Consider the following 25015-nt stretch of genomic DNA (forward strand, 5'->3'; position numbering starts at 1 on the left):
TCGCTCTGAAGTGCCCGGCGGCGGGAGCGATCGTCCGACGTGAGAGGCTGGACGGTCGTGAGCAGGCTATTGATCGTCCACCACACTCCCTCCCCTGCTCTCCAGGAACTCCTGGAGGCCGCTCGCTCGGGAGCGTCGACCGACGAGATCAGGGGTGTGGAGACGGTGACCCGTCCGGCGCTGTCGGCCTCGGTGACGGATGTTCTGGAGGCGGATGCCATCCTGTTGGGGACTCCGGCGAACATCGGGTACATGAGCGGCGCTCTGAAGCATTTCTTCGACACGGTCTACTATCCCTGCCTGGAGGCCAAGCCTCGGCTTCCGTACGGGTTGTACGTGCACGGCAACAACGACGTCACCGGGGCCGTGCGGGCCGTCGAGTCCATTGCCACGGGGATGTCATGGCGGGCCGTGCGTCCGCCGGTCACCGTCGTCGGGCAGGTCGGCAAGGCCGATGTGGAGGCCTGCTGGGAGCTGGGGGCGTTGCTGGCCGCCGAGATCGGGGAGGTCGTGTGAGGCCGCTGACGGAGGCGCAGATGGCGGTCATCGACGCGGCGCTGGCCGAGGAGCTCACCGAGCTGCTCGACCTGTCCCCGGAGTTGCTGGAGAGGTACCGGGCGCAGGTCGCCGGGCGGCGGGGCGGGTCACGGCTTCAGCCGTAGGGTCGAGGCCAGGATGGCGGGGAACTCGGGGTCGCAGGCCGAAGGGGCGCAGAAGTAGACGAGGAAGGCCGCGGCGGGGGAGCGGGGGACGACCAGGGCGGTGAGGTCCAGGCGGGCGGGGCCGCCCTGAGGGTCGGACAGCGAACCCCGGTAGCGGGTGGCGTTCACGCCCGCTACCGGGACGGATGACGGCTCGTTCAAGGTGACCTTGCCGGGGAGCAGCGCGGGCAGGCTCACCGCGGCGGTCGCGGGGTCGTCGAGGGTGTCGCTGACCCCGGCGAAGACACCGACGGAATCCTCCGGGTCGAGTCTGGAGACCGCGCTCCAGTCGGCGAAGACGGGCGTCTGGAAGAGAGCCTCGAAGGCGTCGGCCGCGGGAGAGGCGATGACGTGCACGTCGGAGTGGGTGCGGGCGGACCAGGAACCCGGATGCTCGAAGCTGAAGGGCGCGGCGCTGCTTCCGGGATAGGTGGCGGTGCCGTCGCGGGCGAGCAGGACGGCGAGGGAGGCCGCGGCGACCAGCAGCGCGACGCCCGCGCCGATCAGCTGCAGCGGATTGCGTCCGCCGATCCGCGGTGAGATCGCGGTCAGCCGGGTACGCGCGGTCGGCCGGACGCGTGAGGGCGGGACGGTGTCGGCGTTCCGCGGCCAGGGGGTCGGTGCCGTCGTGCGGGCGGCCGGGTTCGAGTCCGGGACCGGCTCGCCGAGTGCCTCGTACAGGGCCCGCACGAACTCCAGGCACGACGGGTAACGGGAGCCCGGGGCCTTGGCCAGGCCGCGGGCGAGTACCGGGTCCACGGCGGAGGGCAGGTCGGGCCGGTGGGATGTCGGCGGCGGGGCCTCGTCGGAGACATGGGCGTACAGCAGGGCGAGCTGGCTGTCGCGGTGGAAGGGCGCCTCGCCCGTCAGCATCTCGTAGGCGACGCAGGCCAGAGCGTACTGGTCGCACCGGCCGTCCACGGGGTCCCCGGTGATCTGCTCCGGCGCGATGTAACGGGGCGTGCCCACGAACTGGCCCTGGCTGGTCAGCCCGGACATCGCGGTGGTGCTCTTGGTGAGCCCGAAGTCGGTGAGATAGATGTGTTCGGGGTGTTCGCCGGATCCGGTCCCGCCTCCGGCGACGAGGATGTTCGCCGGTTTCACGTCGCGGTGCACCAGGGCGTTCCGGTGGGCGGCGTCCAGCGCCGAGGCGATCTGGCCGAGCAGCCGGCACGTCCGGTCCGGGGACGGTGTGCGCCGGCCGGACAGCAGCCGCCGCAGGTCGGGGCCGGCCACGAAGCGCATCGCGATGAACAGCAGCCCGTCGGCCTCGCCCGCCTCGAAGATCGGGATGATGTGGGGGTGGTCGATGGCGGCGATGGTGCGGGACTCCCGGATGAACCGCAGCCGGAACCGGTCGTCGTACGTCAGGTGCCGGGCCAGGACCTTCAGCGCGACGACGCGCTCCAGCCTGCGGTCCCGCGCCCGGTAGACCTCGGCCATCCCGCCCCTGCCCACCAGGTCCAGGATCTCGTAGTCGCCGACGGTGCCGCCCGCCGGTCCCGGACGCGAATCGTCCCTGTCCACAGGGTTCCTCTCCTTCAGGAGGCGGGGTGGCCGCAGTAGCCGCAGAACCGGTGGCCGGGCCCCAGCCGGACGCCGCAGTGCGTGCAATAGGCCGGGCGCTCTCCGGGTTCCGGCTCGCGGGGGATGACGGGCCCGTCGGCGCTCCACACGGGGAGGCCGGGAGGCGGCTCTTCCCGGGGGCCGCCGCGGTCGAGCACGGTCGGCCCCGCTTCGGGGGACGGTCCGGCGGCGGGGGCGTCGACGGCCGGCTTCGCGGGTGCGGGCCTTCGCAGCAGGTACACCCCCGAGCCCAGGGCCAGGACCAGCAGGACCGCCGCGCCGATCGTCCACGCCGAGAACGAGGGGAAGCCCGCCTTCTCGTCGGCTTCCGTCCGCGTCCGCTGCCTGGCCTCCTTCGGCGTGCCTTTCAGCTTCTGCGCCTCACGCAGGTGGTCGATCGCGACGGCGTGGTCGGGCCGCAGCTTCAGCACCTGCTGCAGGACGGGGATCGCCGGGGAGTAGTACCGGTCGTGGTAGTGCGCCAGGGCGGTCTCGTACACGACGTCGACGGGGCCGCGGTGAGCCGAGACGCCCGCTTCGGCCAGGACGGCCTGGACGTCCTGGGCGGGGGAGACGTGGAGGGTCCCGTCGGAGGAGGTGACGACCCCGACGACTTCGCTGCGGGTGTCGTCGACGATCGCGGCGCCGTCCCCGTCCTGTTCGAGCAGCGCCAGGAGCTTCTCCCGGTCGTCCTTCAGCAGGGTGAGGGCGCCGGGCGGGTCGAAGTGCGCGATCTCCACGGTGGCGGTGACGTTCACGGAGGGGCGGTCCTTGAAGGTCAGCACGTCGGCGGCCTTGACCTGGGAGCCGAACGTGGTGGCGAGCGGGACGGTCGGCAGGGTGCCGCCGCCCTCGGTGACCTTCAGGACGGCCGGCGCGGCGGGGGAGTCGCCGGCCTTGAGGATCTCGGCGGGCAGCCCTTCGGGCGACGCCGGGTTCAGGAAGGGGAAGACCTTCACGACCGGGGTGACCGTCGCGATGCAGGTCGAGTTGCTGCCTTCGGGCGGGTAGCAGGACCGCAGCCGGAAGTCCAGGTCGCCCGTCCCGAGCGTGTGCCGGGAGAAGTCGGCGGGGATCTTCTGCTCGTAGTACTCGGCGAAGATCCGGTTCGCGGCGTAGACGGCCGGGTCGAGACCGCTGCGTACGACCTTCGTGGAGGTCACCACGACGCCCTCGGGAGAGACGGTGAAGCCGCTCCCGGAGCCGAGCCCGACCTCGTACGTGCGCTCGAAACGCCGGATCTGGGAGCGGTCGTCCAGCAGGATGATCTCGACCCGGGCGGAGGTCTCCACCCGGACCGCGCCGGGTGCGGCCCGGTCGACGGATCCGCCCGGATGCTCGTGGGCCCGGGCGGAGGGGACGGGGGACAGGAGCAGGATCAGCAGGAGCAGGACAGTGGGCACGGAACGCATCGGCCACCCGCCGGGAGGGAGGACTTTCTCTCCCTGTCAGCATTCCGCTGATCCGCTGGAAACGGGACGCGCCGGAGGTCACGAAATGCTGGAGTCAGTCGAGTGTCACCTTGATGGCACTGCCTCTGGCGACCTCGGTCCCCGGCTCCGGCTGCTGGGAGGAGACCCGTCCGCCTCCGGCGGGCGGGTCGAGCCGCAGCCCGAGCTGGCGGGCGACCCGCTGGGCCTGGAGGCCGTCCACCCCGAGGAGGTAGGGGACGGTCACCTTGTCGTGGGCCTGCTCGTCCCCCGTCCCGCTCGACACGTAGACGGTGACGGCGGTGCCCTCGGCGGCCGGGGACCCGGCCTCGGGAGTGGTCCGCACGACCTGGCCCGGCGGCAGCGACGACGGGATCCGGATGACCGACCCGATCGCGAGTCTCCGCGAGGCCAGCGCCGACGTCGCCTCCGGCAGGCTCCGCCCGGCCACGGACGGGACGGTCCCCGCGGCGTCCGTCCGGCCCGCCCGGCCCGTTCCCGTGCCGCCTCCGACCAGCAGCGTCAGCCCGAGGACCAGCGCGACGCCGAGGCTCATCACCGTGCCGAGCAGCACCATGGAGCGGAACGACATGGGTGTCGCGGGTTCGGTGACTTCTTCGACTGCCTCGGACCCGGAGGCGTGCGGAGGGGTCTCGGACTCGGAGGCGTGCGGAGGGGTCTCGGACTCGGAGGCGTGCGGAGGGGTCTCGGACTCGGAGGTGTGCGGAGGGGTCTCGGACTCGGAGGCGTGCGGAGAGGGGGAGTCCGGCTCGATCTCGGCGGGCATCGCGGTCCTCCCGGAGGAGTCGTCTTGGCGGGGTGCCTGGACCTTCGCTCAGTGTGACGCCCCGATGCCGCCCCGGGTTCGTGATCCGTCGCCCGGTTCTCAGATCGGCAGGTAGCGCAGGGCCGACAGCACCCCCGAGGCGGTCAGCAGGGCCAGCCCGCCCAGGATCGCCCAGCGGCCCGCCTGGTGGCCGACGGGCACCAGGCCGGGACCGCGCCCCTTGGGCCGCCACGGGTCGCGCATCGGCAGCACCGGCGGCACCGCGGTCAGGTCGGGCGGCAGGTCCGGGGGCAGGGTCGCGCCCCGGCCCGCCAGCGGCAGTCCGGCCACCCAGCCGACCAGTTCGGCCAGCCGGGAGGGCGGGGTGTCGAGCCCGGACGGGAAGACCCGGACCTCCTCGGCGAGCTGGTCCAGGATGCGCAGGGTGTTGCCCAGGCCGAGGGAGTCCAGCCAGGCGCGGGGGTCGGCGTGCAGGTCGCGGCCGATCGAGGTGCGGGCCAGCAGGTCGGCCTTGGTGACCACGACGGCGACGCGCCGCTGCCGTCCTTGGTCGGGACGCGAGCGCAGGTCGTTCAGCACCCGCTGCAGGGTGTCGGAGGGGTCCTCGTCGGAGGTCGCGATGGGGATGGAACGCTCGTTCTCGGTGAGCGTCCGGCGGACCTCGGGCAGCGCGAACGGGTCGAGCACGAAGACCAGGGCCTCGCTGTGGTCCAGGTAGCGCAGCGACTCGACCTGCGCGGCGCCGGTGAACAGCTCTCCGGCCGGGTCGAACAGGTACAGGATGCGGGGGCGTTTGCCGGGGAGCTCCACGTCCAGCATGGTCGCCAGCGGCAGCTCCGGGCCGGTCTTGGCGAGCTGGCCGCCCCGCGCGAACTCCGCGACCGCGCTCGCGTACGCGTGCTGGTGGCGCTGCTCGACGAACGCGAGGGCGCCCTCGATCTCGCGGGAACGGGCGTGCAGCGCCCGGATCGCCAGGAACATGAAGGTCGTCTTGCCGGCGGCCGGTCCGCCGATGAACGGCACCGGCTCCACCCGGACCCGGCCGATCCGGTCGGGCAGCCTCCCCCCGCAGTGCGGGCAGTAGGCGGTGAGCCGGTAGCGGCCCAGCGGCACCGTCGTGGGCAGGCGCGCCCCGCACTCGCACACGTGCCGGAACGCCCCGGCCGTCGACGGGACGAGCCGGTGGTGCCTGCGGCCGCACCGGGGGCAGGCGTAGACGGGCAGCCCGATGCGCCGGTAACAACTCGGATGGGGACAGGTCTGCAGGATTCGTCCGGAGACCATGAACAGGCGCTCGACGCCCGCCAGCAGCACCACGCAGGCCAGCCAGCCGGTGAGCCCGACCAGCGCGACCGCCCCGTACAGCAGGGTCAGCGCGGCGCCGAGCAGGGCCACCGGCACCGCCGCCAGCACGATCCCGCCGCACAGCGCCGCCCAGACGGGGAAGAGGAAGAACCCCCACCAGCCGGACAGGAGTTTGGCGGTGAGCTGCCGCACCGCCTGCTCCGCCCCCCGGTAGACGCGGGGGGCGACGGTCCGGGCCACCGCCTGCCAGTCCCGCCAGACCTGGCCGACGAGGTAGTGCCGGTACACCCCGTCCGACGGCGACACCGGGGACGGCCCGTCGGCGTTCGCCGGGAGCAGGGCCCGGCAGGCGACGACGTAGTAGTAGGCGGAGGCGGCGAGCGTCACGACGACGAGGGTGAGCCCGAACAACGGGGGGAAGAGGTAGACGAACCCCGCCCACATGATGAGCGCCCAGGCGGCGACGCCCAGCACCCACAAAACCTGCTGCATGCCTACTCCCGGAGCTCTCGGAGGGCCGCGCGGAGCTTCTGATCGTCCCGGAAGTAGGTCTCCAGCTGCAACAGGGTGAACCGTTTGCGCAACTGTTCGCGAACCCAGTCGTCAAGGGGCGTGCCGGGCGCGCGCAACGCCACGCCGACCAGCTCGAACCTCTCGGAGCGCTGCCGTGCGGTCTGGATCCAGCGGTGGACGAGCAGGTCGCGGACCCGCTCGTCCAGGACGGAGACGAGGGCGGCCCGGAAGGCCGGGGACCGTCCGGTGAGCGCGTCGGCCACGGCCTGGACCGCCGGACCGGCGAGCGCGCCGTCGACCCGCTCCAGCGCGCGTGCCGCGGCCTTCGGGTCCCTCTCCCCGGGGACGTCGCGGGCGGTGAGCAGCCCCTCCGCGGCGCTGTTCGGCGGGAGCGCCTCGGCCAGGCGGAGCGTCGGCTCGCCCAGGACGCCGTGGCGGGCGGCCAGGGAGCGCAGCATGTGCAGGCGCACTTCCGGTGCCAGCCGCAGAGGGCAGTCGTCGACGTGTTCGGCGAGCAGGTCGCACACCCGGCCCGTCATGACGTCCCGGCGGCGCTGCGCGCCTCCTCGCTCGAGCCCGTGGACGATTCCCGCCAGGAGCGTCCTCCGGGCCCTGCCGGTGAGCGTTTCGACGGCGGTGACGACGTCGTCGGCGGAGGCGAGCTTCTGCCCGTCGCGCAGGTACTCGGGGTTGACGAGGGCGAACGCGCCCCGCCCGATGGTCTCGCGTACGGGCGGGACGCCGAGCCGCTCGGCCACGACCGCCAGCTCGGCCAGCAGGGGCAGGCTCTGCGCTCGGGGCATCCGCCGGGTCAGGTCCGCCAGCAGCTCCGCCGGGTCCTCCAGGGCGAAGTCGTCCATCCTGGTCCGCAGCTCGGGCGTCGAGAGAACCAGCCGGGCGCACCGCTCCCCGGCCGCACGCGCCTGCTCCGCGTCGGGGGAGCGCCGGTTGACGGCCGCGGCGAGGTCGAAGGACAGCCCGTCCACGGGCAGCCGCGGCCAGACCCACGACGGCAGCGAGTCATGCCGCAGGAGCGGGAGGGCGAGTTCCTGAGCCTCCTGCCCGGCCTCCTCCTCGCGGCACAGCGACATCAGCACCGCCGCGCCCTCCAGCCCGTCCTCGACCACCTCGGCGAGTTCCGCCAGGCCGTCCAGGCCCTCCAGGTCCAGGGTCCGCCACAGTCCGGTGACGGCCTCGGCGTAACGGCTCGGCTCGTGCGGGGGAGCGGGGGCGTCGAGCGCATGGGCCGTGTGGTCGGTGCGCAGCGACGCCCACACGTCGGGGGTCGTGCCCGCGAGGCGGTGGGGGCAGGAGACGGGGTCGGCGGTGTAGGTGGTGAACGACAGCCGCGCCGCCCGCGCGACGGGAAGCGAGTACGACAGGACCGCGATCCAGCGGGCGATCTCCTCCCCGTCCCGGGAGACCAGGATGACGCGCTCGCGGGTCGAGCAGACGGCGTCGACGAGCGCGGCCAGCCGGGCGTAGGGGTCGTGGTCGAGCGCGGCGAGCCAGCGGCCGAGCGTCTCGGGGTCGAAGGCGTCCCCGGGCGGCGGGTCCTCCAGGAGGGGCAGGTCCTCGGCGGGGGAGTCCGCCCAGAACGGCGCGCCCCAGAACTCGATCGGGCGCAGCCCTTCCAGCTCGGCGGGGTCGGCGACCACGGCGTGGGCGAGGAAGTTGCCGAACCGCCCGGAGTAGTCCCTGCCGAGGTAGCGGGAGCGGACCAGGAGCCGCCGCTCTCCCGCCACGTCGACGACGTCGTAGCCGAGGGAGACGGGGAGGTCGGCCAGTTCCCGCGGGCCGGGGGAGGGCGGGGCGTCGGGCGGCGGCCGGTAGCCCAGGTAGGGGGAGACCACGGCCTCGGTGCCGGGCGGGAGCCCGGGGGAGACCGCGGTGAACTGGAAGCCCGAGCGGTTCGCCGAGCGCGCGGAGGTGTAGTGCAGTTGCCAGGCCATCAGCCGTCCAGCATTCCGAACCCATGCAGAAGCCACAACAGTGGATCTTCCACCCGGTGCGGGCGCACCCCGCCCGGCGCGACCTTGTCGTCCCTGGGCGCCCCGCCCAGCGCCGACACCCCGAACAGCGCGTACTCGGCGTAGTTCTGGTCCAGATACCGGTCCAGGTCGCCCGCGCCCCAGCCGTACAGCAGCGCCCTGACCTCGGCGTCCACCGCCGCCCTGTCGTCGGTGTCCAGGGCCCCGGCGCGGCGGCGGGTCCGGCGCAGCGCCGACTGGCGGGGCACGTCCAGTGCGTCGATCTTGGTGAGGACCGCGGCGATCGGCACCTTCAGCCGCTCCCGGGGGTCCAGCCCGTAGCGCTGGCGCAGCGGCTCGGTCACCCGCGCCAGCACGTCCAGGGGCTCGCTGTCGGCGGCGCCGCCGGTCGGCTCCAGCGGATCGGCCAGGAAGATGATCGCGTCGGCCGCCTCCAGGTACTTCAGGTGAAGGTCCCGCACCTCGCGGCTGCGCAGGTCCTCGCCCGCGGTGTCGAACAGCACCAGCGTCAGCGCCTCGGTCCGGCTGGTGAACCGGCCGCGGACCCGCCGCGACAGGGTGAACACCAGCGGCTCGCGCGGCGCCGTCACCGCGCTCGGCGTGGTCGGCAGCAGCCGCTGCTGGTCGAACAGCGGGTGGGCGAAGTCCCGCTTGTAGCGTTCTATGGTGCGGTCGTCGCAGGCCACCAGCGAGGTGTCGAGCTCGGTGCCCACCCGGTTGCGCAGCTCGTGCAACAGCACCGCGATGTAGGTGCTCTTGCCCGCGTTCTTCGCGCCGACCAGCGCGACGATCCGGCCCGGCGTGTCGCAGTAGGCGGGCGCCAGCTCGTGGTGGCACTCGGGGCAGACCCGCCGGCCGCTCTCCCTGCCGCAGTCGGGGCAGGCGGCCCGCGCCCCGCGGCCGTTGAACACCGGCGGCAGCACCGCGCCCGCCTGGGTGCCCAGGTAGGCGGCGAGCTCGGCGTCCAGCCGGGGGTCGCAGCCCGCGCCGCGCCCGGCCCGGCCAAGGCAGCGGTAGGCGATCCGCTGCCGGCCGAACACCGCGAAACAGTAAGGGCAGGTGACCGCGTCACGTCCGCGCGGCCTGATCCGGTGGAGTCTCTCGGTTCTCATCACGAGCCTTGCTGGAGTCTGCGGACGGGCGGATCGGCGAGTTCGACGTCCGACCCGGCGAAGCACCGCAACCAGAACGGCCCGGGACGCTTGGGCATCGGCACCCGCAGGACGGTCTCGTCCGGCAGGTCCACATCCTCCCAGATCTTCAGGAGCTCGCCGTCGGAGGACTCCCGCGGCATGACTCTGCCGTCGCGGACGACCAGCTCCAGCCGCCGCAACCGGACCGGCTTGTCGGGAGTGAGGGTGAGAGCCAGGATCCTCTTCCACAGGGGACCGGTGACCGCCACGTCGTAGCGGACGACCGGCAGGGCCTCGACGACGGCCGTGACGGCGGGGCCGGTGAGCACCGTGCCGCCGTGCTCGGAGGTGCCCGCGACGCTGACGCGCACGGGTTCGCTCTCGGGAACGGGCAGGTGCACGCCGCCGTCCGCGGTGTAGGCGGCGCGCGAGACGCCGATCCGCCTGGCCGGCCCGTCGGCGATCTCGTACGTGACGGCGACGGCGGCGGCGTCCCCCGGCCAGCCGAAACCGACCTCGACCTCGTCGCCCCGGCGCACGGTCGTCAGCCCCTCCGGCGCGGGCAGGTCGACATGGCGGCGGAACGCGCCGATCGCCGCGCCGGCGCCCGCCACCGTCACCACCAGCAGCACCCCGCTGGCCCCCGGCCGCACGACCAGGCCGCGCGCGTGCGGGGTGGACTCGACGCGGTGGGCGGGCAGCTCGTCCAGCGGCACCAGGGCGCCCGTCGGCCACGGCGGCTCCCTGTCCAGCAGCAGCGCCTCCACCAGCCCGTGCTGGGGGATCGGGAAGCGCAGCAGCAGCCTGTCCTGCGCGTACGGCTCGACATCGAACGCGGTGACGGCGTCGGGAAGCGCGTGCGGGGTGGCCGAGGCGAGAACCCCCGGGGTTGCGATCTCCTCCGCTCCGTCGATGTAGACGGCGTGGACCCGGTACCGGTGCGTCACGCCGTTGCGGACGTCGCGGTCGGTGAAACCCTCGCGCCCGGCGGGCACGGGCACGCCGTCGCGCAGCACGTCGACGCGCGCGGCCTCCGGGGGGCACTCCCACCGGCCCGTGACGATCCCGTCCCCGGCCGCCAGCTCCACCCGCGCAGGTTCGGGACGCAGCACGACCGGGCCCACCGGCACCGGTTCTGACGTGGCCTCGCCGCGGCGCGCGTACACCGCGTAGAAGAGCGGGACGTTCACCGGAGGCTCGGGGTCCACGGACGCGGCGGGCGTGCCGTCCGAAGAGTCCTGCGGGGGACGGCCCGGCCTGCGGACGACCTCGTGCAGGATCCGGCCCGCCCGGGACGGCGAGGGCTTCCACGACAGGCGGACCGACGTGCCGTCCACCTCGGCCTCCACGTCCGACGGCGGCAGCGGGGGCAGGCGCCGCTGGTGCTCACGCAGGCCCGGCAGGTCCGCCGCCAGCCGCAGCGCGTCCTCCAGACGGGTCCACGCGCCGTCCGGGTCGCCCTGGCCGGTCAGCTCCAGCGCCTCGTCCAGCAGCCGGGACGCCGCGGCGACCCGCTGCCTCGCCTCGACCGCCTCCGCGGACGGCTCCTGCTCGCCCAGGCCCTCGGCCAGCAGCACCGCGGCGTGCGCGTTCCCCGCGTCCAGCAGTTCCCGCATCCGGCCCGCCGGGCCCGAGGGCGCGGCCCCCTCCCGGCTGACGGCGAACACCAGCCGCCGCGCCTCGTTCGGCTCGACGCCCAGGCCGCGCACCGCGAAGTCCATCAGCGCCTGGTCGGAGGCACGCTGCTCGCGCCGCTCCCGCAGCCGGGCGATGAAGTCGTAGCCCAGCAGGTCGTGCAGGACGTCCTCGCGCAGCGCCGTGCGCAACGCGATGAGCACCGTCTCGGCGTGGGTGGCGCTGGTGTCGCGGGGGCGCCGCGCCCACTCGCCCGCGACCCGCTCCAGAGCGCGGCCCGCGCCCGCCGGGTCGATCACCACCCCGCCCGCGCTGACCCCGCCGAACAGCCGGATGCCGCCGATCCTGTCGCTGCCCAGCAGGAACGCCAGCAGATGCCTGCTGCCCAGCACCTCCAGCGACTCGCGCGCCTTGCCGTAACCGGGGTAGGGCGGGGCGGCCGGCAGCGGGTCGGGCTCGTGCACCTCCAGGCCGTCGATCCGCAGCAGCTGGGACAGCTCGGCCCCGAAGACCCCGCCCGTCCTGCCGATGGCCGTGCACTCGGCGGGGGAGAGCACCCGCAGCGGCCCCGCGGCGTCCAGCAGCCGGTTGCGCACCTCGGCCCTGCGCCGGGCGTTGCGCTCGTCCCCGCCGCGCAGCCGCTGCTCGAGCGGCCTGAGATCGCCCTGCTCGGCCGCGGTGAACACCGGGCCGAGCCCGCGGTGCTCGGCCTCCAGCCGGTCGATGAGCTTGCGGTACTTCAGCTGGCCGCGCGAACGCCGCCAGCACTGGCGGACCTCCTTGACCCGCGCGGTGACGGCCTCGGGCGTGAGCGGATCGGGCAGGGCGTACCGCGCCCGCAGGTCCTCGGGCGGCTGGTCCCCGGCCGCCCGCGCGGGTTCCAGCACCCGCTGCTTGTAGTCGTCGTCGAACGACACGCCCTCAGCTCACCTGAACACGCGAGAGCGCCGCCCTCGAGGCCTCGACGTCGTCCTCGGTCATGCCGCCGACCTCGACCTCCAGGTCCAGGCGCTCGCCCGTCTCCTTCTCCTCCGCCGTGACGTGCAGCAGCCCCGAGGCGTCCAGGGCGAACGTGACGGAGATCGGCCAGCCCGCCTTCTTGCCGGCCGGAATGCGCACCGAACCCGTCGCGATCTCGTTGTTGTCCGACGGCTCGGGCGACTCGACGGCCCCCGCCTGCTCCATCACCCGCACGTCGGCGGTGGCCTGGTCGTCGTGGACGGTGAAGAAGTCCGAGGACCGCCCGGCGGGCAGCTCGTCGTTGGCGTGCACCAGGTGGACGACCTCCTCGGCCTGGGTATCGCGGTTGAGCACCACGATCCCGAAGCCGCGCGAGGCGACGGTCTTGATGCGCCGGGCCGCGATCTGCCGCTGCTGCTCGGCCGACAGGCCGGCGCGGCTGGCCATCTCCTCGGCCTCCTCCCGCGCGCCGTCGGCCAGCAGGCGGCGGAAGGTCTCCTCGAAGGCGTAGAGGGCGGCGCCCTTGGCGACGGCCAGGTCGGGGTCCTGCAGCCTGGGGGTGAGCCCGAGCTCGGCCTCCAGTCGGGTGGCCACGGCGGGCATCTTGGTGGAGCCGCCGACCAGGACCAGGTCGCCGTAGTCGGTCACGCCCTTGGAGCGGGCGACCTCCAGGGTCCGGCCGGTGATCTCGACGGTGCGGTCGAGCAGGTCCTTGGTGATCTCCTCGAAGACCTCACGGGTGATCTCCAGGGTGGAGACCCGGCCGCCGTGCATCACCCGGACGGTGTGCTGGGTGCGCGAGGTCAGCGCCTTCTTGGCCTCCTCGGCGTCCCGGCGCAGCTGCTGCTCGGTCAGCCTGTCGTCCAGCGGGTCGCCGGCGTCGGGGTGCTCGGCGCGGAACTGCTCGGCCAGGTACTCCACCAGGCGCGCGTCCCAGTCGGCGCCGCCCAGCTCGTGGTCGCCGTCGGTGCAGATGACCTCGATGTGGCCGCCGCGCAGCGCGATGACCGTGGTGTCGAACGTGCCGCCGCCCAGGTCGTAGACGAGGATCGTGCGGTCGCTCTCGGGGTTGAGCACGCCGTAGGTGATGGCCGCGGCGATCGGCTCGGAGATGACGTCGATGACGTTCAGGCCGGCGATGCGCCCGGCCTTGCGGGTCGCGTCGCGCTCGGCGGCGCCGAAGTACGCGGGGACCGTGACGACGACGTCGCGGGCCACCTCGCCCGTCACCGTCTGCGCGTCGGTGGCGAGCTTCAGCAGGATGAAGGCCGACAGCTCTTCGGGGTTGTAGTTGAAGCCGTGGATCTCGCGGGGGACCTCGCGGCCCATGTCCCGCTTGATGAGGCTGACCACGTTGTCGGGGTCCAGGACCGCGGTGTCCTTGGCCGTCGCGCCCACGATGACGTTGTCGCCGGACTCGAAGTAGACCACCGAGGGCGTGGTGTCGGTGCCCTCGAGGTTGCGCAGCACGGTCGGCCGCCCGACGTCGTCGATGCTCGCGATGCAGGAGTAGGTCGTGCCCAGGTCGATCCCGTATACCGCCATGCCCTCGGTGCCCTCAGTCTTCCTGATACTTGCCGACACGGACTTGTGCTCTGCGCACGACGATCTCCCCGCGGGCGAACCCGTCGGCGCACACCTCGACGACCTTGCCGTCGAGCGTGCGATCGGTGACGGGTTCGGCGCCCAGGGGCCGGTGCCGTGCGGAGTCGTAGGGTTCGCCGAACTCGACCTCGAAGAGCTCGACCCCGGTGCGGCCGAGCGCCTCGGCGAGCTCGTCGCCGATCATCCTCAGCAGCGGGGCCACGTGGTCGCCGTCCGGCGGGTCCAGTTCCGCGCGCCGGACCAGGTCGTAGAGCCGGTAGAGCGCGCCCCGGACGGGCTCGTGTAGTTGCTGCAGCTCGCCCTGGCGCAGCCGCTGGTTCTCCCGGTGCAGCCGGTCGATGATCTCTTCCCGGTGTTCGGCGCGTTCGTGCTCGCGGTCCGTGCGCGCGGACAGCCCGAGCAGGGCGTCGCGCAGCTCGGCCAGGGTCACCTCGGACGGCTGGCCTTCTTCTGGGGGACCGGTCGTACTGGACACGTGGAGAAACCCTATAGGTCGGTTGACCCCGACGATAGGCCGACTTGAGGAAAAGACACGATCGGGTAACAGCGCCGAAATGTACATATGGCAACATAAAGGGACGGAACGTTTACAGGAGGTGCCCATGCTTTTGCGGATCCGGGTTCGTCTTCCCGACCGTCCTGGGTCGCTGGGCAGGGTCGCCCGCACTCTGGGAGCAGCCGGGGCCGACGTGGTCCAGCTGTCCGTCCTGGAGAACGAGGCCGGCCGCGCCCTGGACGACATCACCGTCTCCTGGCCGTCGGGCGCCTCGGCCGACCGGCTCATCGCCGGCCTCGACGCCGTCCCCGGCGTGAAGGTGGAGGGCCTGTGGCCCACCGTCGAACCCCAGGGCCTGCACCCCGACGTCGCCCTCATCGGCCAGCTCGCGGCCAACCCCGCAGACGGCCTCCTGATCCTCGCCGACGCTCTGCCCGGCATCCTCTCCGCCGACTGGGTCGGCGTCCTGCACGTCGGTCCGGGGAAGTTCATCCACACCAGCCCCGGCGGCGAGACCGCGGAGCCGCCCCTCGACCTCGAGCCCCTGCGCTACCGGGCGTTCCGGGCCGTCGACGGCACCCAGTACGGGCTGGCCCCCCTGGCGGGCGTCGATGTCGCCCTCCTTGTGGCGCGTTCCAACGCCCCGGAGTTCCACATGTCGGAGATGCTCCGCCTGGAACAGCTCGTCCAGGCCGCGGAATCCGTCCTGGGGGACCGCCTCGGCCTGCTGGTCTGAGGGCGGAATCTGTCGGATTCTGAGATTTTTGACGGCGAGGGGAGAAATCACCCCTCGCCTTACCTCTTTTTGATTCTCTGCTTTCGCCCTCCGTCAGGGACGCAGGCGCCAGGGCTCGGTGAGGGCGCCGGTCCTGAGCGAGTGCAGGCGGCGGGCCAGCTCGCGGCGGGAGAAGGGGTCGCCGGGGGCGTTGCGGACGTGGATGCCGACGGCGAAGACGTCGCGGATACGCATCAGGGAGTCGTAGCCGGACCAGGCGCGCAGGTCGTAGCCGTAGGCGTCGGTGAAGGCATCGACGTCGGAGGGGGTGAGGCCGAAGCGGCGGCGGCCGTGGTGGGTGTGGATGAGATCCCATTCGCGAGGGCCGGTGGAGACCGAGTCCCAGTCGCACAGGACGGGGTGGCCTTCGCGGTGCCGCAGGAGGTTGTCGATCCAGGCGTCGCCGTGGAGCGTCGTCGGCTGGGTGCGGAACGGCAGGGCCTTCCACTCCTGGTCCAGCTCGGCGATGAGGTCCATCAGCCAGGAGCGCTCCTCGCGGGTGAGGACGCCCGGCCGGTAGTGCACGTCGTGGCGGATGCCCCTCAGCGGATCGTCGAAGGCGGGCAGGTCGACGGGCGGGACGGGCAGGGCGTGCAGCCTGCGCAGGAGGGCGCCCAGGTCGGCGGCGCGCGGCGGGGACTCGCAGGCCGGAAGGTACCGCCAGAAGGTGATGGTCGCGTCGCTGATGTGCACGGGCTGCTCGACGTCGTCCAGGGGACGGACGGTGGGGAAGCCCAGCTCGTGCAGCCAGCGGGTCATCACCAGGACGGCGGGCAGCCGCTCGGGGGCGCTGACGGAGGTGGTGATCCGCACGATGACGGGGGCGCGGAGCTTGAAGACCGCGTTGCTGCGCAGGCGCAGCAGTTCGGCGTCGGAGGGGTCGAGCCCTACGTGGCGGCAGGCCTTGTCGAGGACGATCCTGGCTTCGGAGGCGAGGTCAGACATTGGGCGGATGGGATCCTTCTGGGTGCAGGGCGTCGCGGAGGCCCTCGAGGGTCTTCGGGCGCCGGCCGGAGGGAATGGCGGCGAGGATTTCACGGGCTTTGGCGTAGACGATGTCGGTTCGGTGACCGTGGGGTGTCTTGCGAAGGGTCTCCTCTCCGAGGCGGCAGGCGATGACGGCGTCGCCGGACCGCGCCAGCGTCACCGCCTGGTCGAGCCGGATGAGCACCGGGTCCAGGACGGAGCCCTGGCCGGGCTGCAGGGCCAGGGCCTGCCCCTGCACGTCCAGGGCTCGGCCGGTGTCGGGCAGATGGGCGTGGACCCCGCTGAGGTACAGGAACAGCCGCTGCTCGGTGAAGTCGAACGCCCGGCCGGTCTGGCCGTTGAGCCGGGAGTAGATCTGCTCGGTGCGATCGAGCGCGGCGCGCGCGCCCCGGACGTCGCCGAGCCGGGCCAGCGCGCGGGCCTCGGCCGCGGCGGCCAGGGCGGTGGGCGAGCAGACGGAGCCCCTCGCGATGGCCTGGGCCTCCCGGGACAGCCGCACGACCTCCTCGAGGTCCCCGTAGTAGTAGGGGAGCATCGCCTCGTGCGCCCGGACCAGGGCGCGCAGCCGCGGCTCCTCGGTGTCGTCGGCGGCGGTCCGCGCGGTGCCGTACCAGGCGTGGGCCTGGCGGATGTCGCCGAGCTTCATCAGGCTGTCGGCGGTCAGGACCGCCAGTGCCGCGGTCATGCGGGACAGGCGCCGCTGGACGCTCGCCGGCTGGCGCCGCGCGCAGAGCGCCTGGAGCTCGGTGAACTCGCGCATCAGCCGGTCGAGCATCGGCAGCGGCGGGGTGGCGGGGTACTCGCGCCGGTACCGCAGGAGCGACTCGTCCAGCAGGTCCAGCTGGCCCTCGGTGATGGTGCCGCGGGACAGGGTGCGGTCCATGCGCCGGCGCATCTCCTCGACCTCGGCGAGCAGCCTCCGGCTGCCGGAGTGCGCGACGGCCGCGCCGGAGGGCTCGTCCCCGTCGTCCTCGCAGTAGTCGGCGGCCAGCCCGAGCCTCACCGCGTTGGCCCTGTAGAGCCTGGCGAGCAGGTCCTGGGAGTCCGGGCGGGGCCTGGACCGCCCGTTCTCCCAGGCGTTGAGCAGGTCGATGTTGACGTGCGGAGCGCCGAGCCCCTCGCGGCGGCACAGCTCCTCCAGGTGCGCGACCGCCACCCTGGCCGTCCAGCCGCGGGCCAGCCGGTGGGCCTTGAGCGGGCTCACCCCGCAGCAGTCCTTGATGGCCTGGACGGTCCTGCGGGCGGGCCAGCCTTCGCGGGCGGCGCGTTCACGCCACTCGCGCGCACAACTGGGACGATGTTCGCCACGGGCCATGAAGCCCTCCGATACAGGGGGAGACCATGGGGTTCTACGAGCCATTCGGGGGCTCTCAGCGTAGACACAATCGTCACTCGGTGTAGGTGCTTTGTGATTTTCCGTGATCGAACCGCGAAAGACGCGGTCCGGAGCCCGCCCCGCACACGATTCCGTGTTCCGGCCGCGATTGGCGCCGCGGAGGTCCTCCTGCACCGTGGTCCGGTCAGGATCCCCGTGCAGATCGGATTCTCCCCATGCCGTCAGCTCCCCGCCCGCTGGAGGGCGGTCCCACCGTGGAATCCGACGGGTTCCGCGCGGTCCCCCGCCCCTCCGCGGTCCCGCAGGCCCGCCGCCTCGCCCGAGCCCGCCTCCCCGAGTGGGGCCTGGCCGACCTGACCGACGACTGCGCCCTGGTCCTCAGCGAGTTCGTCACCAACGCCCTCCTGCACGCCGCTCCCGAACCCGCATCCCCTCTCCGGGTGGAGCTCCGCCTCACCTCCACCCACCTGCTGGCGGAGGTCCACGACCCCTCGCCCGCACCCCCCGCCAGGCGCACTCCCGCCGCCGACGACGAGGGCGGCCGCGGCCTGGAACTCGTCGACCACATCGCCCACGACTGGGACTGGTACACCACCCCCACCGGCAAATGCGTCTGGGCCGCCTGGCCCCTGCCCTGACGACGGCTCCCGGCACGAACCCCCGTCGAAGAGCCGCAAGGCATCCGGATCGCTCCGCAGAGTCGGCCGGACTTCTTGGAGGCGGCGGAACGCCGGTCGGATCCCATTCGCTACACGCCGACTTCCGTTACGCTGGATTTACGTGATCGGGACGATACCGAGAGTGATTGATTTCCGTGGTGAGACCATCAGCTCGACGACCAGCGCGGAACACAGGTGCATCTCACGGAAGCAGGCCTCGCCGCCGGTGGTGGACCATCGGAGCGGGTGTGCTCGCGGTCGTGGTGTCGGTCGTGGGCGCGGTTCTCGGCAACGTGCTGAGCAAAGGGGCCGAGAGGAAATTCGGCTGGGACGTCCCTCGGGAGTCTCCGACGGATCCGCCCACGGGAGAGTGGGTGCTGGTCGACTCGGTGGCGCCGCTGCAGACCGAGGAGGAAGGCTTCTCCTGGCTGTTCCCCGAGCCGTTGAAGTTGGACGAGGAACAACTGGCCCAGGCGAACCGATTCGCGAGAAGCGATCCGGACGCTCTGGCCCAGTGGTGGCGTCGGCTGGGAGGCGTCGACCCGGGTAACACCCACGCGAAAATCGCCCTTCGGGGGAACGCGGTCAAACCGGTGCGCATCATGGACATGCGTGCTTTGAACGAGTGCCGTTCTCCGCTGACCGGGGCGCTGGCCCTGTCTCCGCCCGCGGGTCTGGAGTCGGCGGTCAAGGTGGGTTTCGACCTGGACCAGCCTCAGCCCCACGCCCGGACCGTCGATGAAGACGGCAGGTGGGGAGGTCCTTACTTCTCCGACCAGACCATCACGCTGGAGCGGGAGGAGACCCTTGTCCTTCACATCGTCGGCGCCGTCAAGGCCCGGTACTGCGAGTTCCGGCTCGAGGTCAGGCTGTTGATGAACGGACAAGAGAAGGTCCAGGTCATCGACGACAACGGGGTGCCGTTCAAGGTGAGTTCCTTCGTCTCCGGCAGCAACCCGAACGCGGGAGAAAACCTGGACGTCTACCGCGAGCTCTACGTAGGGGGCATCGCGAGTCCACCGCACGGCGCGTGGGTAAAGGCCGATCCCGAGACGTGGAAGTTTCCCTCCTCTGAAGACTGGTCCAGGACTCCCTGACGGAGGAAGGGGCAGGGGCTGGCGAAGACGGATGGGAAGACGCAGTCGCGGAGACGGCGAGGGCCGCATGTCCCATGCGGCCCTCGTCGCGGTGAGGACGTGACCCGAGCAGTGTCGGTCACCTGGTCCGCCCTCCACGCGGGCGCCTTCAGGATTCCTTGATGCCCCGGACCAGGCTCTGGAAGCCGCGAGATGTGAAGCGCAGGCGGGTGCCGTCCGGGTTCTTGCTGTCGCGGACGAGGACGGTGTCGGGGCGGGTGGAGAGTTCGATGCACGCTCCGCCGTTAGAAGTACTGCGGCTGGACTTGCGCCACGCGGTTCTGCTCAGGGCGTCCATTTTGTCTCCGCTGTTGCCGTCGTGCTCTCCGCGAGCGGGCACCACCTGGACGGTGAGGCGGCCCGACATCTCCGCAGAGGCTTCCAGCAGGTGTTCCAGTTGTTCGCGCATGGTCGTCGCGCCGGCTACCTCGCGGACCAGCGTCGCCTCGTCGAGCAGCAGCGCATAGGACGGTGGCGGCGGATCGTCTCGGGTCAGGATCGTCTGGCGTCTGAGCCGGGCCTCCACCGCGTCTTTGTCACCTCGAAGAATCGCGGAGGCGTAGGCCGGTATCTGGAACAGGCCATCGATGACGGACAGGCAGTAGGACGTGATGTGAACGGCTTCGGCTTCGATGTTGGGCCAGTCGAACCAGGTGGGGAAGGCGGAGTCGAGGACGAGGTCGTCCCACAGTTCCAGGAGCCTGCCGCACGCTTTGAGCTCGGCGTCCATGGTGGAGGCGAACTCGCGGGTGCAGCGGGTGCGGCCGCTCTCGACCTGGCCGACGTACTGGCTGGTCACTCCCCGTCCTCCGTTGGCGCGGCGTCCCGCGCTCTCCTGGGAGAGTCCGGCGGCTTCGCGGTGGCGGCGGAGCTGGCGGCCGAACGCCGGCAGGGTCGGCGATACGGAGCCTCTCTTGCGCCGAGCGGCCATTCCGGCGTCCTCCTTGTCGGTGAAACCGGCTTGAGAGCGGGGAAACAGCGGTGAAAGCAGGAGCGGCCGTCCCCGTCCGGTTGTAAGGCTTGTCACGCGCTTTGTGACGCACGGTATCGTTCTGGTGGCTCACTGGTGTGCGGAACGAGAATCAACGCTCGAACGAAGGCCATGCCCATGACCGACGACCGGTGCAGCATCGCGATTGATCACCTGCTCCTGCCCCTGCTCGCTTCTCCCGCCTCCGCCGGTTTGGCGCGCACCTTTGCGGGACAACGGCTCCGCCGGTGGGGCGATCTCGACATCCTGGACGACGCTCTGCTGGTGATCACCGAACTTGTGGCCAACGCGGCCAAGGAGACGCCTGGCGAGGAGATCCGCCTCGAACTCGTCCGCGACGCCCGCGACGTTGTTATCGCAGTCTGGGATTCAAGCCCTCGGCTGCCTTGTCCGCGGCCTCCCGCCGAACTCACCCTGGAGGATTTCGACCTCTCGGCAGACTCCCTCGACGACAACGGAGGCCGAGGACTCCTCATCGTCCGCTCCCTCGCCGTTCGAAGCGGCTGCACGCCCGACCCTCGCGGCGGCAAATGGGTGTGGGCGGCCTTCTCGAGGAAGCGGTGAACGGCACCTGCCGGTCATCGAAAGTCGCCACCGCCGCGTAAGAATGTGTCGCCTCCGCGCACTACCCAGGACAGAACCGAGGAAAGGGGATGGGTTGCATTCCGCGGAGCGCTTCACTGACCTTTACGACGAGTGCCATCCGAAGGTCTTCGCTTACGCGGTGACGGTGGCGGGCCGAGGTCTCGCCGAGGAGGTGGCCGGCGAGACCTTCTGCATCGCCTGGCGGCGCTTCTCCGACCTGCCCGACCCGCCCCTTCCCTGGTTGCTGGGAGTAGCCCGGAACGTGGCCAGGAAGAACTTCCGGGACGAGGCGCGGCAGGAGTCCCTGGCCCGGGAGTTGAGCGGCTGGGCCGCCCCGGCGGGCGACATCGGCGAGCAGGTGGCCGAACGGGCCGATCTGCTGCAGCGGCTGGCCTCCCTGTCCGAGACCGACCGCGAGGCGCTCACCCTGATCGCCTGGCACGGACTCTCCGCCGCCGAGGCCGCCCGGGTCGTCGGCTGTTCCAAGGCCGCCTTCTTCGTCCGCCTGCACCGGGCCCGCAAACGGCTGGCCCAGCCGACCGCGCACGCTCTCACCGCTCTGATCCCCGAGGCCACCTGATGCCCGCCCGACCCGGGAGGACCCCGATGCCCGACGACCTGCTCCAAGCACTCGCCGCCACCCGTCCCGACCTCGACCCCGCGCCCGACCAGGCCCGGCGCGACCGCGATCTGGCCCGCGCCCTGGCCTCCCCGGCAACGGCCCACCCGGCGCGGCGGCGCGGCCGGTCCCGCTGGAAGGTCTTGGGTTTGGGCGTCGTCGCGGCCGGAACCGTCGTGGCCGTCGTCGCCACGACCGGTACGACACCGCCGACGCCGCAGAGCCGCCCGTCCGGGACCGAGGCCGCTCCGGCACCGCTGTCCGCCCGCGAAATCCTCCTCGCCGCGGGCGCGTCCTCGCTGAAGGCCCCCGCGAACGAAGGCGATTTCCTCTACACCCACTGGATCTCCGGACGGCAGCTCTCGATCCCCGGCAAGGACTACCTGCTCGACAGCCGTATGGAGCAGGAGATGTGGCGCGCGAAGGAGCCCGGCCACTACCAGTACATGATCAACCGGAGGCTGGGCACCACCCTCGCCTCCCCGGCCGACGAGGAGGCATGGAAGGCCGACGGCTCCCCCCGCAGTTGGACGTTCGAAGTCCCGCCCCTCATGTCCCCCTCCGGTGGCATGATCAAATCGATGGACCCGGTGCGCATCAAACTCGAACCCGCCGCCACCGCCCCGGACGTCTGGCGGCATGTCTCCGACTTCGGCGTCGGCCGCATCGGCTCCCGCCTCGCGACCCCGGAGAACCTCGCAGAGCTCCCGACCGACCCGAAGGCCCTCTACGACCGCCTCCTCCACGAGTTGACCGCCATGGCCGACGCCGCCCCGAAGGAGCACCAGGCCGACCTTGCCGAACACCGATACCTCTTCTCCTGGGAGATCTTCCGCTGGGGCGTTGACCTGATCGCCCGTTTCCCGGTCTCCCCAGCCCTCCGCTCGGCCGCCTTCGGCATGCTCTCCTACATCCCCGGCGTCGAATCGCGCGGCGAGACGACCGACCCCCTGGGCCGCAAGGGCCAGGCCATCGCCCTCACCGACCAGACCGACAGCGGCTCCGTTCAGAACGGCAAGCTGATCAAGGAAGGCACCCTCTTCGACACCGTCCTCATCATCGACCCGTCCACCGGCACCGCCCTCGCCACCGTCGACCAGATCTCCAAGCCCGTCTGGCCTCCCTCCGACAAACAGGGCCAGTGGCGTTCCTACGAAATCTTCAAGGAGTCCCGCTGGATCCCCGCCCTCCCCATGTCCCGCCTCAAGAACGCCGAGCACTCCCGCTGACCCGCCTCTCCCGATGGGTCGGTCGGATCCCGTCGGCAGGCCCTTGAGATGAGGGGAAAGGGTCAAAGGCGGCGGATGGCGTGGGTGGCTTGTTCGGCGATCGCGCGGAGTTCCGCGGCGAGTTCCGGCGGGTCGAGGAGGGTGTAGGGCAGGGGGAGGAGAGTGATGCGGTGGGCCAGGTATCGGGGGGAGTCGGGGGCGGTGTGCAGCAGGCATGAGGCGTCGTCGACCGGTTCCAGGGTGCCCTGCCAAGCGGGGATCTGTACGGCCGCCTGGTCGAAAGGGGCGTGCAGGAGCAGGCGGGCGCGGACGTCGCGGGACGGCATCGACCGGGTCACCCAGGTCTCGGTGTCGACGCCTCCGGGCAGGTCGCGGGCGGGGACGCGGACGCCGGTGCGGTGGACCTCGCTGATGCGGTCGGCGCGGAAGGAACGCCAGGCGGCGCGGTCCTCGTCGTAGGCCACCAGGTACCACAGGCGCTCTACGACGACCAGCTGGTGCGGCTCCACCAGGCGGCGGGTCGGTTCGCTGTGGGGCTTGGCGTAGGCGAAGCGGACCTTCTCATGGGCGGTGCAGGCCGCTGCCAGAGCGGCGAGGGCGGGGGCTTCGGCGGTGGGGCCGTCTCGGGGCGGGAGCACGACGGCCGCTTCCGACAGTGCGGTCACCCGGTGGCGCAGCCGTGAGGGGAGGACCTGCTCCAGTTTGGCCAGGGCGCGAAGGGAGGCGTCCTCGACGCCGGTGATCGCGGCGGTGGCGGCGGTGCTCAGGCCGACCGCGACGGCGATCGCCTCGTCGTCGTCCAGGAGCAGCGGCGGCATGGCCGTTCCGGAGGACAGGCGGTAGCCGCCGACGTTGCCCTGGACGGCGTGGACGGGGTAGCCGAGCCGCCGCAGCCGTTCCACGTCGCGGCGGATCGTGCGGGGGGTGACGCCGAGCCGGTCGGCAAGTTCGGGGCCCGGCCACTCCCGCGGGGTCTGGAGCAAGGACAGCAGGCGCAGCAGCCGGTCTGAGGGATCTCGCATGAGTTCCATCCTGTCGTCCTAATAGGACATTCGTTGACCTGTTGGCTTCCTACTGTCGGGGTGTCGAACGGAAACGAGTCGCCGGTTCGCGGCGGCGAAGGGAGCACGATGTTGCGAGGGTTCTCCACTGTCAACCTGTGGGCCGACGATGTGGAAGCGGCCGGGAAGTGGTACGCCGAGCTGCTGGGCGTCGAGCCGTACTTCAGGAACCCGGACGACGGTCGGCCGGTCGTCTACTACGAGTTCCGGATCGGTGACTACCAGGCCGAACTCGGCATCGTAGACCGGAGGTTCGCCCCGCCGGGGGCGTCCGCCACTCCCGGCGGCGCGATCCTCTACTGGCACGTCGACGACGTGCAGGCGACCTTGGACCGGTTGTCGTCCCTGGGAGCCGAGCCGTACATGCCGATCACCGAACGCGGCGAAGGCTTCGTCACCGCCGCGGTGATCGACCCGTTCGGCAACGTGCTGGGCTTCATGTACAACCGCCACTACCTGGAGGTTCTGGGCCGATGATGCACTTCGAGAACGCCGGAAGGCCCGGGGGTTCCCGGGCCTTCCGGCGTTCTCGCGGGTTCAGGCGGTGAGGACGACGGGTTCCTCGTCGGCGGAGGGCGCCGGGGGCTTGCGGAGGAGGGCCGCGGTCAGGAACGCCAGGCCCAGGAGGGACCAGGCGAGGAGGACCAGGAAGGGGACGAGGGCGGTGGCGCCATCGAAGAAGGCGACGGAGCGGAGGAGGGACGCGGCGGCGCCGGGCGGGAGGAGCTGGCCGAGGGCGCCCCACGGCTGAGGGAGGAGTTCGGGGCCGGTGGCGGCGCCGGACAGGGGGTTGCCCAGGAGGAGGAGGACGAGGGCGCCGACGCCGATGCCGGGAGGGCCGATGAGGGAGGCCAGGCCCGTGATGGGGGCGGCCACCGACAGGGAGGCCAGCGCGCTGACGGCGGCCACCTCCAGGTAGGTGCCCGGGGTGAGGGAGAGCCAGACCTGGGAGACCACGGGGGTGAGCAGGCCGCCGGCCACGGCGAAGACGGCGACGCCCTGGAGGCGGGCCCGGGCGGTGGGGGCGAGCAGGGTGAGCAGGGCCGAGGCGGCGATGCCGGACATGACCAGCGGAAGGATCATGGCGGCGAAGCCGGTGCCGCGCGGGTCGTCGGGGTCCGCGGCGACGACATCCTCGACGGAGATGCCGGCCGCGCCCGGGTTCTGCGCGGCGGCCTGCTGGCTCAGCGCCTGGGCGACGGCGGGGCTCGCGCCGGAGGCGACGAGGACCTTCCTGCCCTCGGGGGTGAGGACGATCGCCCCGTAGACGGAGCGGTCCTCGATCGCCGCGCGGGCGGCGGCCTCGTCGGGGAGGGTCCTGAGCTCGAAGGCGCCGGGCTGCGAGGCGTCCAGGGCTTGGACGACCTGCGCCGCGGCGGGGGCGGGGCCGGCGACGGCGAGGGGGACGTCGCGGGGGGCGGTGTTGGCCGACGGCCAGGCGAACGCGAGGACCATCACGGCCTGCAGGACCGCCGCCGCCAGGGCGAGGACCAGGGGGCTGGGCCGGGATCTCAT

The 25015-nt window shown here is 72.2% G+C and carries 23 protein-coding genes; 9 read left to right on the top strand and 14 right to left on the bottom strand.

What is annotated here, in order from left to right:
* Positions 1-57: 57 nt before the first annotated feature.
* Together ABGB12_RS16215 and ABGB12_RS16220 are read left to right on the top strand one after the other, a co-directional pair.
* Entirely contained in the window at positions 58-516 is a 459-nt protein-coding gene (locus ABGB12_RS16215) for an NAD(P)H-dependent oxidoreductase (RefSeq protein WP_347678623.1), read from the top strand.
* On the top strand, positions 513-662 hold the full coding sequence (locus ABGB12_RS16220; RefSeq protein WP_347678625.1) for a hypothetical protein: 150 nt from the start codon (positions 513-515) through the stop codon (positions 660-662). The genes ABGB12_RS16215 and ABGB12_RS16220 overlap by 4 nt, the downstream gene beginning before the upstream one ends.
* Here ABGB12_RS16220 and ABGB12_RS16225 read toward each other — a convergent pair.
* The 9 genes from ABGB12_RS16225 to grpE all read right to left on the bottom strand — a co-directional run bounded on the left by ABGB12_RS16225 (position 645) and on the right by grpE (position 14101).
* Entirely contained in the window at positions 645-2228 is a 1584-nt protein-coding gene (locus ABGB12_RS16225) for a serine/threonine-protein kinase (protein WP_347678627.1), read from the bottom strand. The genes ABGB12_RS16220 and ABGB12_RS16225 overlap by 18 nt on opposite strands.
* Positions 2229-2242: 14 nt before the next feature.
* A complete protein-coding gene (locus ABGB12_RS16230; protein ID WP_347678629.1) occupies positions 2243-3670 on the bottom strand; it encodes a zinc-ribbon domain-containing protein in 1428 nt (475 codons plus the stop codon).
* 103 nt (positions 3671-3773) lie between these two features.
* On the bottom strand, positions 3774-4484 hold the full coding sequence (locus ABGB12_RS16235) for a PASTA domain-containing protein (protein WP_347678631.1): 711 nt from the start codon (positions 4482-4484) through the stop codon (positions 3774-3776).
* A 99-nt stretch (positions 4485-4583) separates the two neighbouring features.
* Positions 4584-6281 carry a hypothetical protein gene (locus ABGB12_RS16240; protein WP_347678633.1) on the bottom strand — a complete coding sequence of 566 codons (1698 nt, stop codon included), beginning with the start codon at positions 6279-6281 and terminating at the stop codon, positions 4584-4586.
* Between the two features lie 2 nt (positions 6282-6283).
* Positions 6284-8254, bottom strand: coding sequence for a hypothetical protein (locus ABGB12_RS16245; RefSeq protein WP_347678635.1), 1971 nt, complete (start codon positions 8252-8254; stop codon positions 6284-6286).
* On the bottom strand, positions 8254-9405 hold the full coding sequence (locus ABGB12_RS16250; protein WP_347678637.1) for a GTPase: 1152 nt from the start codon (positions 9403-9405) through the stop codon (positions 8254-8256). The genes ABGB12_RS16245 and ABGB12_RS16250 overlap by 1 nt, the downstream gene beginning before the upstream one ends.
* Positions 9405-11978: a hypothetical protein gene (locus ABGB12_RS16255; protein WP_347678639.1), complete on the bottom strand. Its 2574-nt coding sequence runs from the start codon at positions 11976-11978 to the stop codon at positions 9405-9407. Before ABGB12_RS16255 ends, ABGB12_RS16250 begins: the two co-directional genes overlap by 1 nt.
* A gap of 4 nt (positions 11979-11982) precedes the next feature.
* Entirely contained in the window at positions 11983-13566 is a 1584-nt protein-coding gene (locus ABGB12_RS16260; RefSeq protein WP_347678641.1) for an Hsp70 family protein, read from the bottom strand.
* Between the two features lie 13 nt (positions 13567-13579).
* Positions 13580-14101: a nucleotide exchange factor GrpE gene (gene grpE / locus ABGB12_RS16265; protein ID WP_347678643.1), complete on the bottom strand. Its 522-nt coding sequence runs from the start codon at positions 14099-14101 to the stop codon at positions 13580-13582.
* Between the two features lie 127 nt (positions 14102-14228).
* Here grpE and ABGB12_RS16270 point away from each other — a divergent pair, with 127 nt between their 5' ends.
* Positions 14229-14858: an ACT domain-containing protein gene (locus ABGB12_RS16270; RefSeq protein ID WP_347678645.1), complete on the top strand. Its 630-nt coding sequence runs from the start codon at positions 14229-14231 to the stop codon at positions 14856-14858.
* 93 nt (positions 14859-14951) lie between these two features.
* Here ABGB12_RS16270 and ABGB12_RS16275 read toward each other — a convergent pair whose 3' ends face one another.
* On the bottom strand, positions 14952-15842 hold the full coding sequence (locus ABGB12_RS16275; protein WP_347678647.1) for an aminoglycoside phosphotransferase family protein: 891 nt from the start codon (positions 15840-15842) through the stop codon (positions 14952-14954).
* Positions 15835-17199 carry an XRE family transcriptional regulator gene (locus ABGB12_RS16280; protein WP_347678649.1) on the bottom strand — a complete coding sequence of 455 codons (1365 nt, stop codon included), beginning with the start codon at positions 17197-17199 and terminating at the stop codon, positions 15835-15837. Before ABGB12_RS16280 ends, ABGB12_RS16275 begins: the two co-directional genes overlap by 8 nt.
* A gap of 236 nt (positions 17200-17435) precedes the next feature.
* Here ABGB12_RS16280 and ABGB12_RS16285 point away from each other — a divergent pair, with 236 nt between their 5' ends.
* Entirely contained in the window at positions 17436-17858 is a 423-nt protein-coding gene (locus ABGB12_RS16285) for an ATP-binding protein (RefSeq protein ID WP_347678651.1), read from the top strand.
* Between the two features lie 269 nt (positions 17859-18127).
* Positions 18128-18976 (top strand): hypothetical protein, encoded by an 849-nt coding sequence (locus tag ABGB12_RS16290; RefSeq protein ID WP_347678653.1) that lies wholly within the window; start codon positions 18128-18130, stop codon positions 18974-18976.
* Between the two features lie 148 nt (positions 18977-19124).
* Here the strand turns inward: ABGB12_RS16290 and ABGB12_RS16295 are convergent, their stop codons facing one another.
* Positions 19125-19946: a Scr1 family TA system antitoxin-like transcriptional regulator gene (locus ABGB12_RS16295; RefSeq protein ID WP_347678655.1), complete on the bottom strand. Its 822-nt coding sequence runs from the start codon at positions 19944-19946 to the stop codon at positions 19125-19127.
* Positions 19947-20123: 177 nt separating this feature from the next.
* On the opposite strand from ABGB12_RS16295, the gene ABGB12_RS16300 reads away from it, so the two are divergent.
* The 3 genes from ABGB12_RS16300 (at position 20124) to ABGB12_RS16310 (ending at position 22439) form a co-directional block, all read left to right on the top strand.
* Entirely contained in the window at positions 20124-20570 is a 447-nt protein-coding gene (locus ABGB12_RS16300) for an ATP-binding protein (protein ID WP_347678657.1), read from the top strand.
* 94 nt (positions 20571-20664) lie between these two features.
* A complete protein-coding gene (locus ABGB12_RS16305; RefSeq protein ID WP_347678659.1) occupies positions 20665-21171 on the top strand; it encodes a sigma-70 family RNA polymerase sigma factor in 507 nt (168 codons plus the stop codon).
* Positions 21172-21197: 26 nt separating this feature from the next.
* Positions 21198-22439, top strand: a complete 1242-nt coding sequence (locus ABGB12_RS16310; RefSeq protein ID WP_347678661.1) for a CU044_5270 family protein — start codon at positions 21198-21200, stop codon at positions 22437-22439.
* 62 nt (positions 22440-22501) lie between these two features.
* Here the strand turns inward: ABGB12_RS16310 and ABGB12_RS16315 are convergent, their stop codons facing one another.
* Positions 22502-23461, bottom strand: a complete 960-nt coding sequence (locus ABGB12_RS16315) for a WYL domain-containing protein (protein WP_347678663.1) — start codon at positions 23459-23461, stop codon at positions 22502-22504.
* 108 nt (positions 23462-23569) lie between these two features.
* Here ABGB12_RS16315 and ABGB12_RS16320 point away from each other — a divergent pair, with 108 nt between their 5' ends.
* Entirely contained in the window at positions 23570-23977 is a 408-nt protein-coding gene (locus ABGB12_RS16320) for a VOC family protein (RefSeq protein ID WP_347678665.1), read from the top strand.
* A 60-nt stretch (positions 23978-24037) separates the two neighbouring features.
* On the opposite strand, the gene ABGB12_RS16325 is transcribed toward ABGB12_RS16320, so the two are convergent.
* Positions 24038-25015, bottom strand: coding sequence for a hypothetical protein (locus tag ABGB12_RS16325; protein ID WP_347678667.1), 978 nt, complete (start codon positions 25013-25015; stop codon positions 24038-24040).

Source organism: Actinocorallia sp. B10E7 (assembly GCF_039871655.1).
In the GTDB taxonomy this organism is placed as follows: domain Bacteria; phylum Actinomycetota; class Actinomycetes; order Streptosporangiales; family Streptosporangiaceae; genus Actinocorallia.

Coding starts and splice junctions, on each gene's coding strand:
- ABGB12_RS16235 (WP_347678631.1), bottom strand. CDS start 4,484: ATGCCCGCCGAGATCGAGCCGGACTCCCCCTCTCCGCACGCCTCCGAG.
- ABGB12_RS16240 (WP_347678633.1), bottom strand. CDS start 6,281: ATGCAGCAGGTTTTGTGGGTGCTGGGCGTCGCCGCCTGGGCGCTCATC.
- ABGB12_RS16245 (WP_347678635.1), bottom strand. CDS start 8,254: ATGGCCTGGCAACTGCACTACACCTCCGCGCGCTCGGCGAACCGCTCG.
- ABGB12_RS16250 (WP_347678637.1), bottom strand. CDS start 9,405: ATGAGAACCGAGAGACTCCACCGGATCAGGCCGCGCGGACGTGACGCG.
- ABGB12_RS16260 (WP_347678641.1), bottom strand. CDS start 13,566: ATGGCGGTATACGGGATCGACCTGGGCACGACCTACTCCTGCATCGCG.
- ABGB12_RS16270 (WP_347678645.1), top strand. CDS start 14,229: ATGCTTTTGCGGATCCGGGTTCGTCTTCCCGACCGTCCTGGGTCGCTG.
- ABGB12_RS16275 (WP_347678647.1), bottom strand. CDS start 15,842: ATGTCTGACCTCGCCTCCGAAGCCAGGATCGTCCTCGACAAGGCCTGC.
- ABGB12_RS16280 (WP_347678649.1), bottom strand. CDS start 17,199: ATGGCCCGTGGCGAACATCGTCCCAGTTGTGCGCGCGAGTGGCGTGAA.
- ABGB12_RS16285 (WP_347678651.1), top strand. CDS start 17,436: ATGCCGTCAGCTCCCCGCCCGCTGGAGGGCGGTCCCACCGTGGAATCC.
- ABGB12_RS16295 (WP_347678655.1), bottom strand. CDS start 19,946: ATGGCCGCTCGGCGCAAGAGAGGCTCCGTATCGCCGACCCTGCCGGCG.
- ABGB12_RS16300 (WP_347678657.1), top strand. CDS start 20,124: ATGACCGACGACCGGTGCAGCATCGCGATTGATCACCTGCTCCTGCCC.
- ABGB12_RS16310 (WP_347678661.1), top strand. CDS start 21,198: ATGCCCGACGACCTGCTCCAAGCACTCGCCGCCACCCGTCCCGACCTC.
- ABGB12_RS16315 (WP_347678663.1), bottom strand. CDS start 23,461: ATGCGAGATCCCTCAGACCGGCTGCTGCGCCTGCTGTCCTTGCTCCAG.
- ABGB12_RS16320 (WP_347678665.1), top strand. CDS start 23,570: ATGTTGCGAGGGTTCTCCACTGTCAACCTGTGGGCCGACGATGTGGAA.
- ABGB12_RS16325 (WP_347678667.1), bottom strand. CDS start 25,015: ATGAGATCCCGGCCCAGCCCCCTGGTCCTCGCCCTGGCGGCGGCGGTC.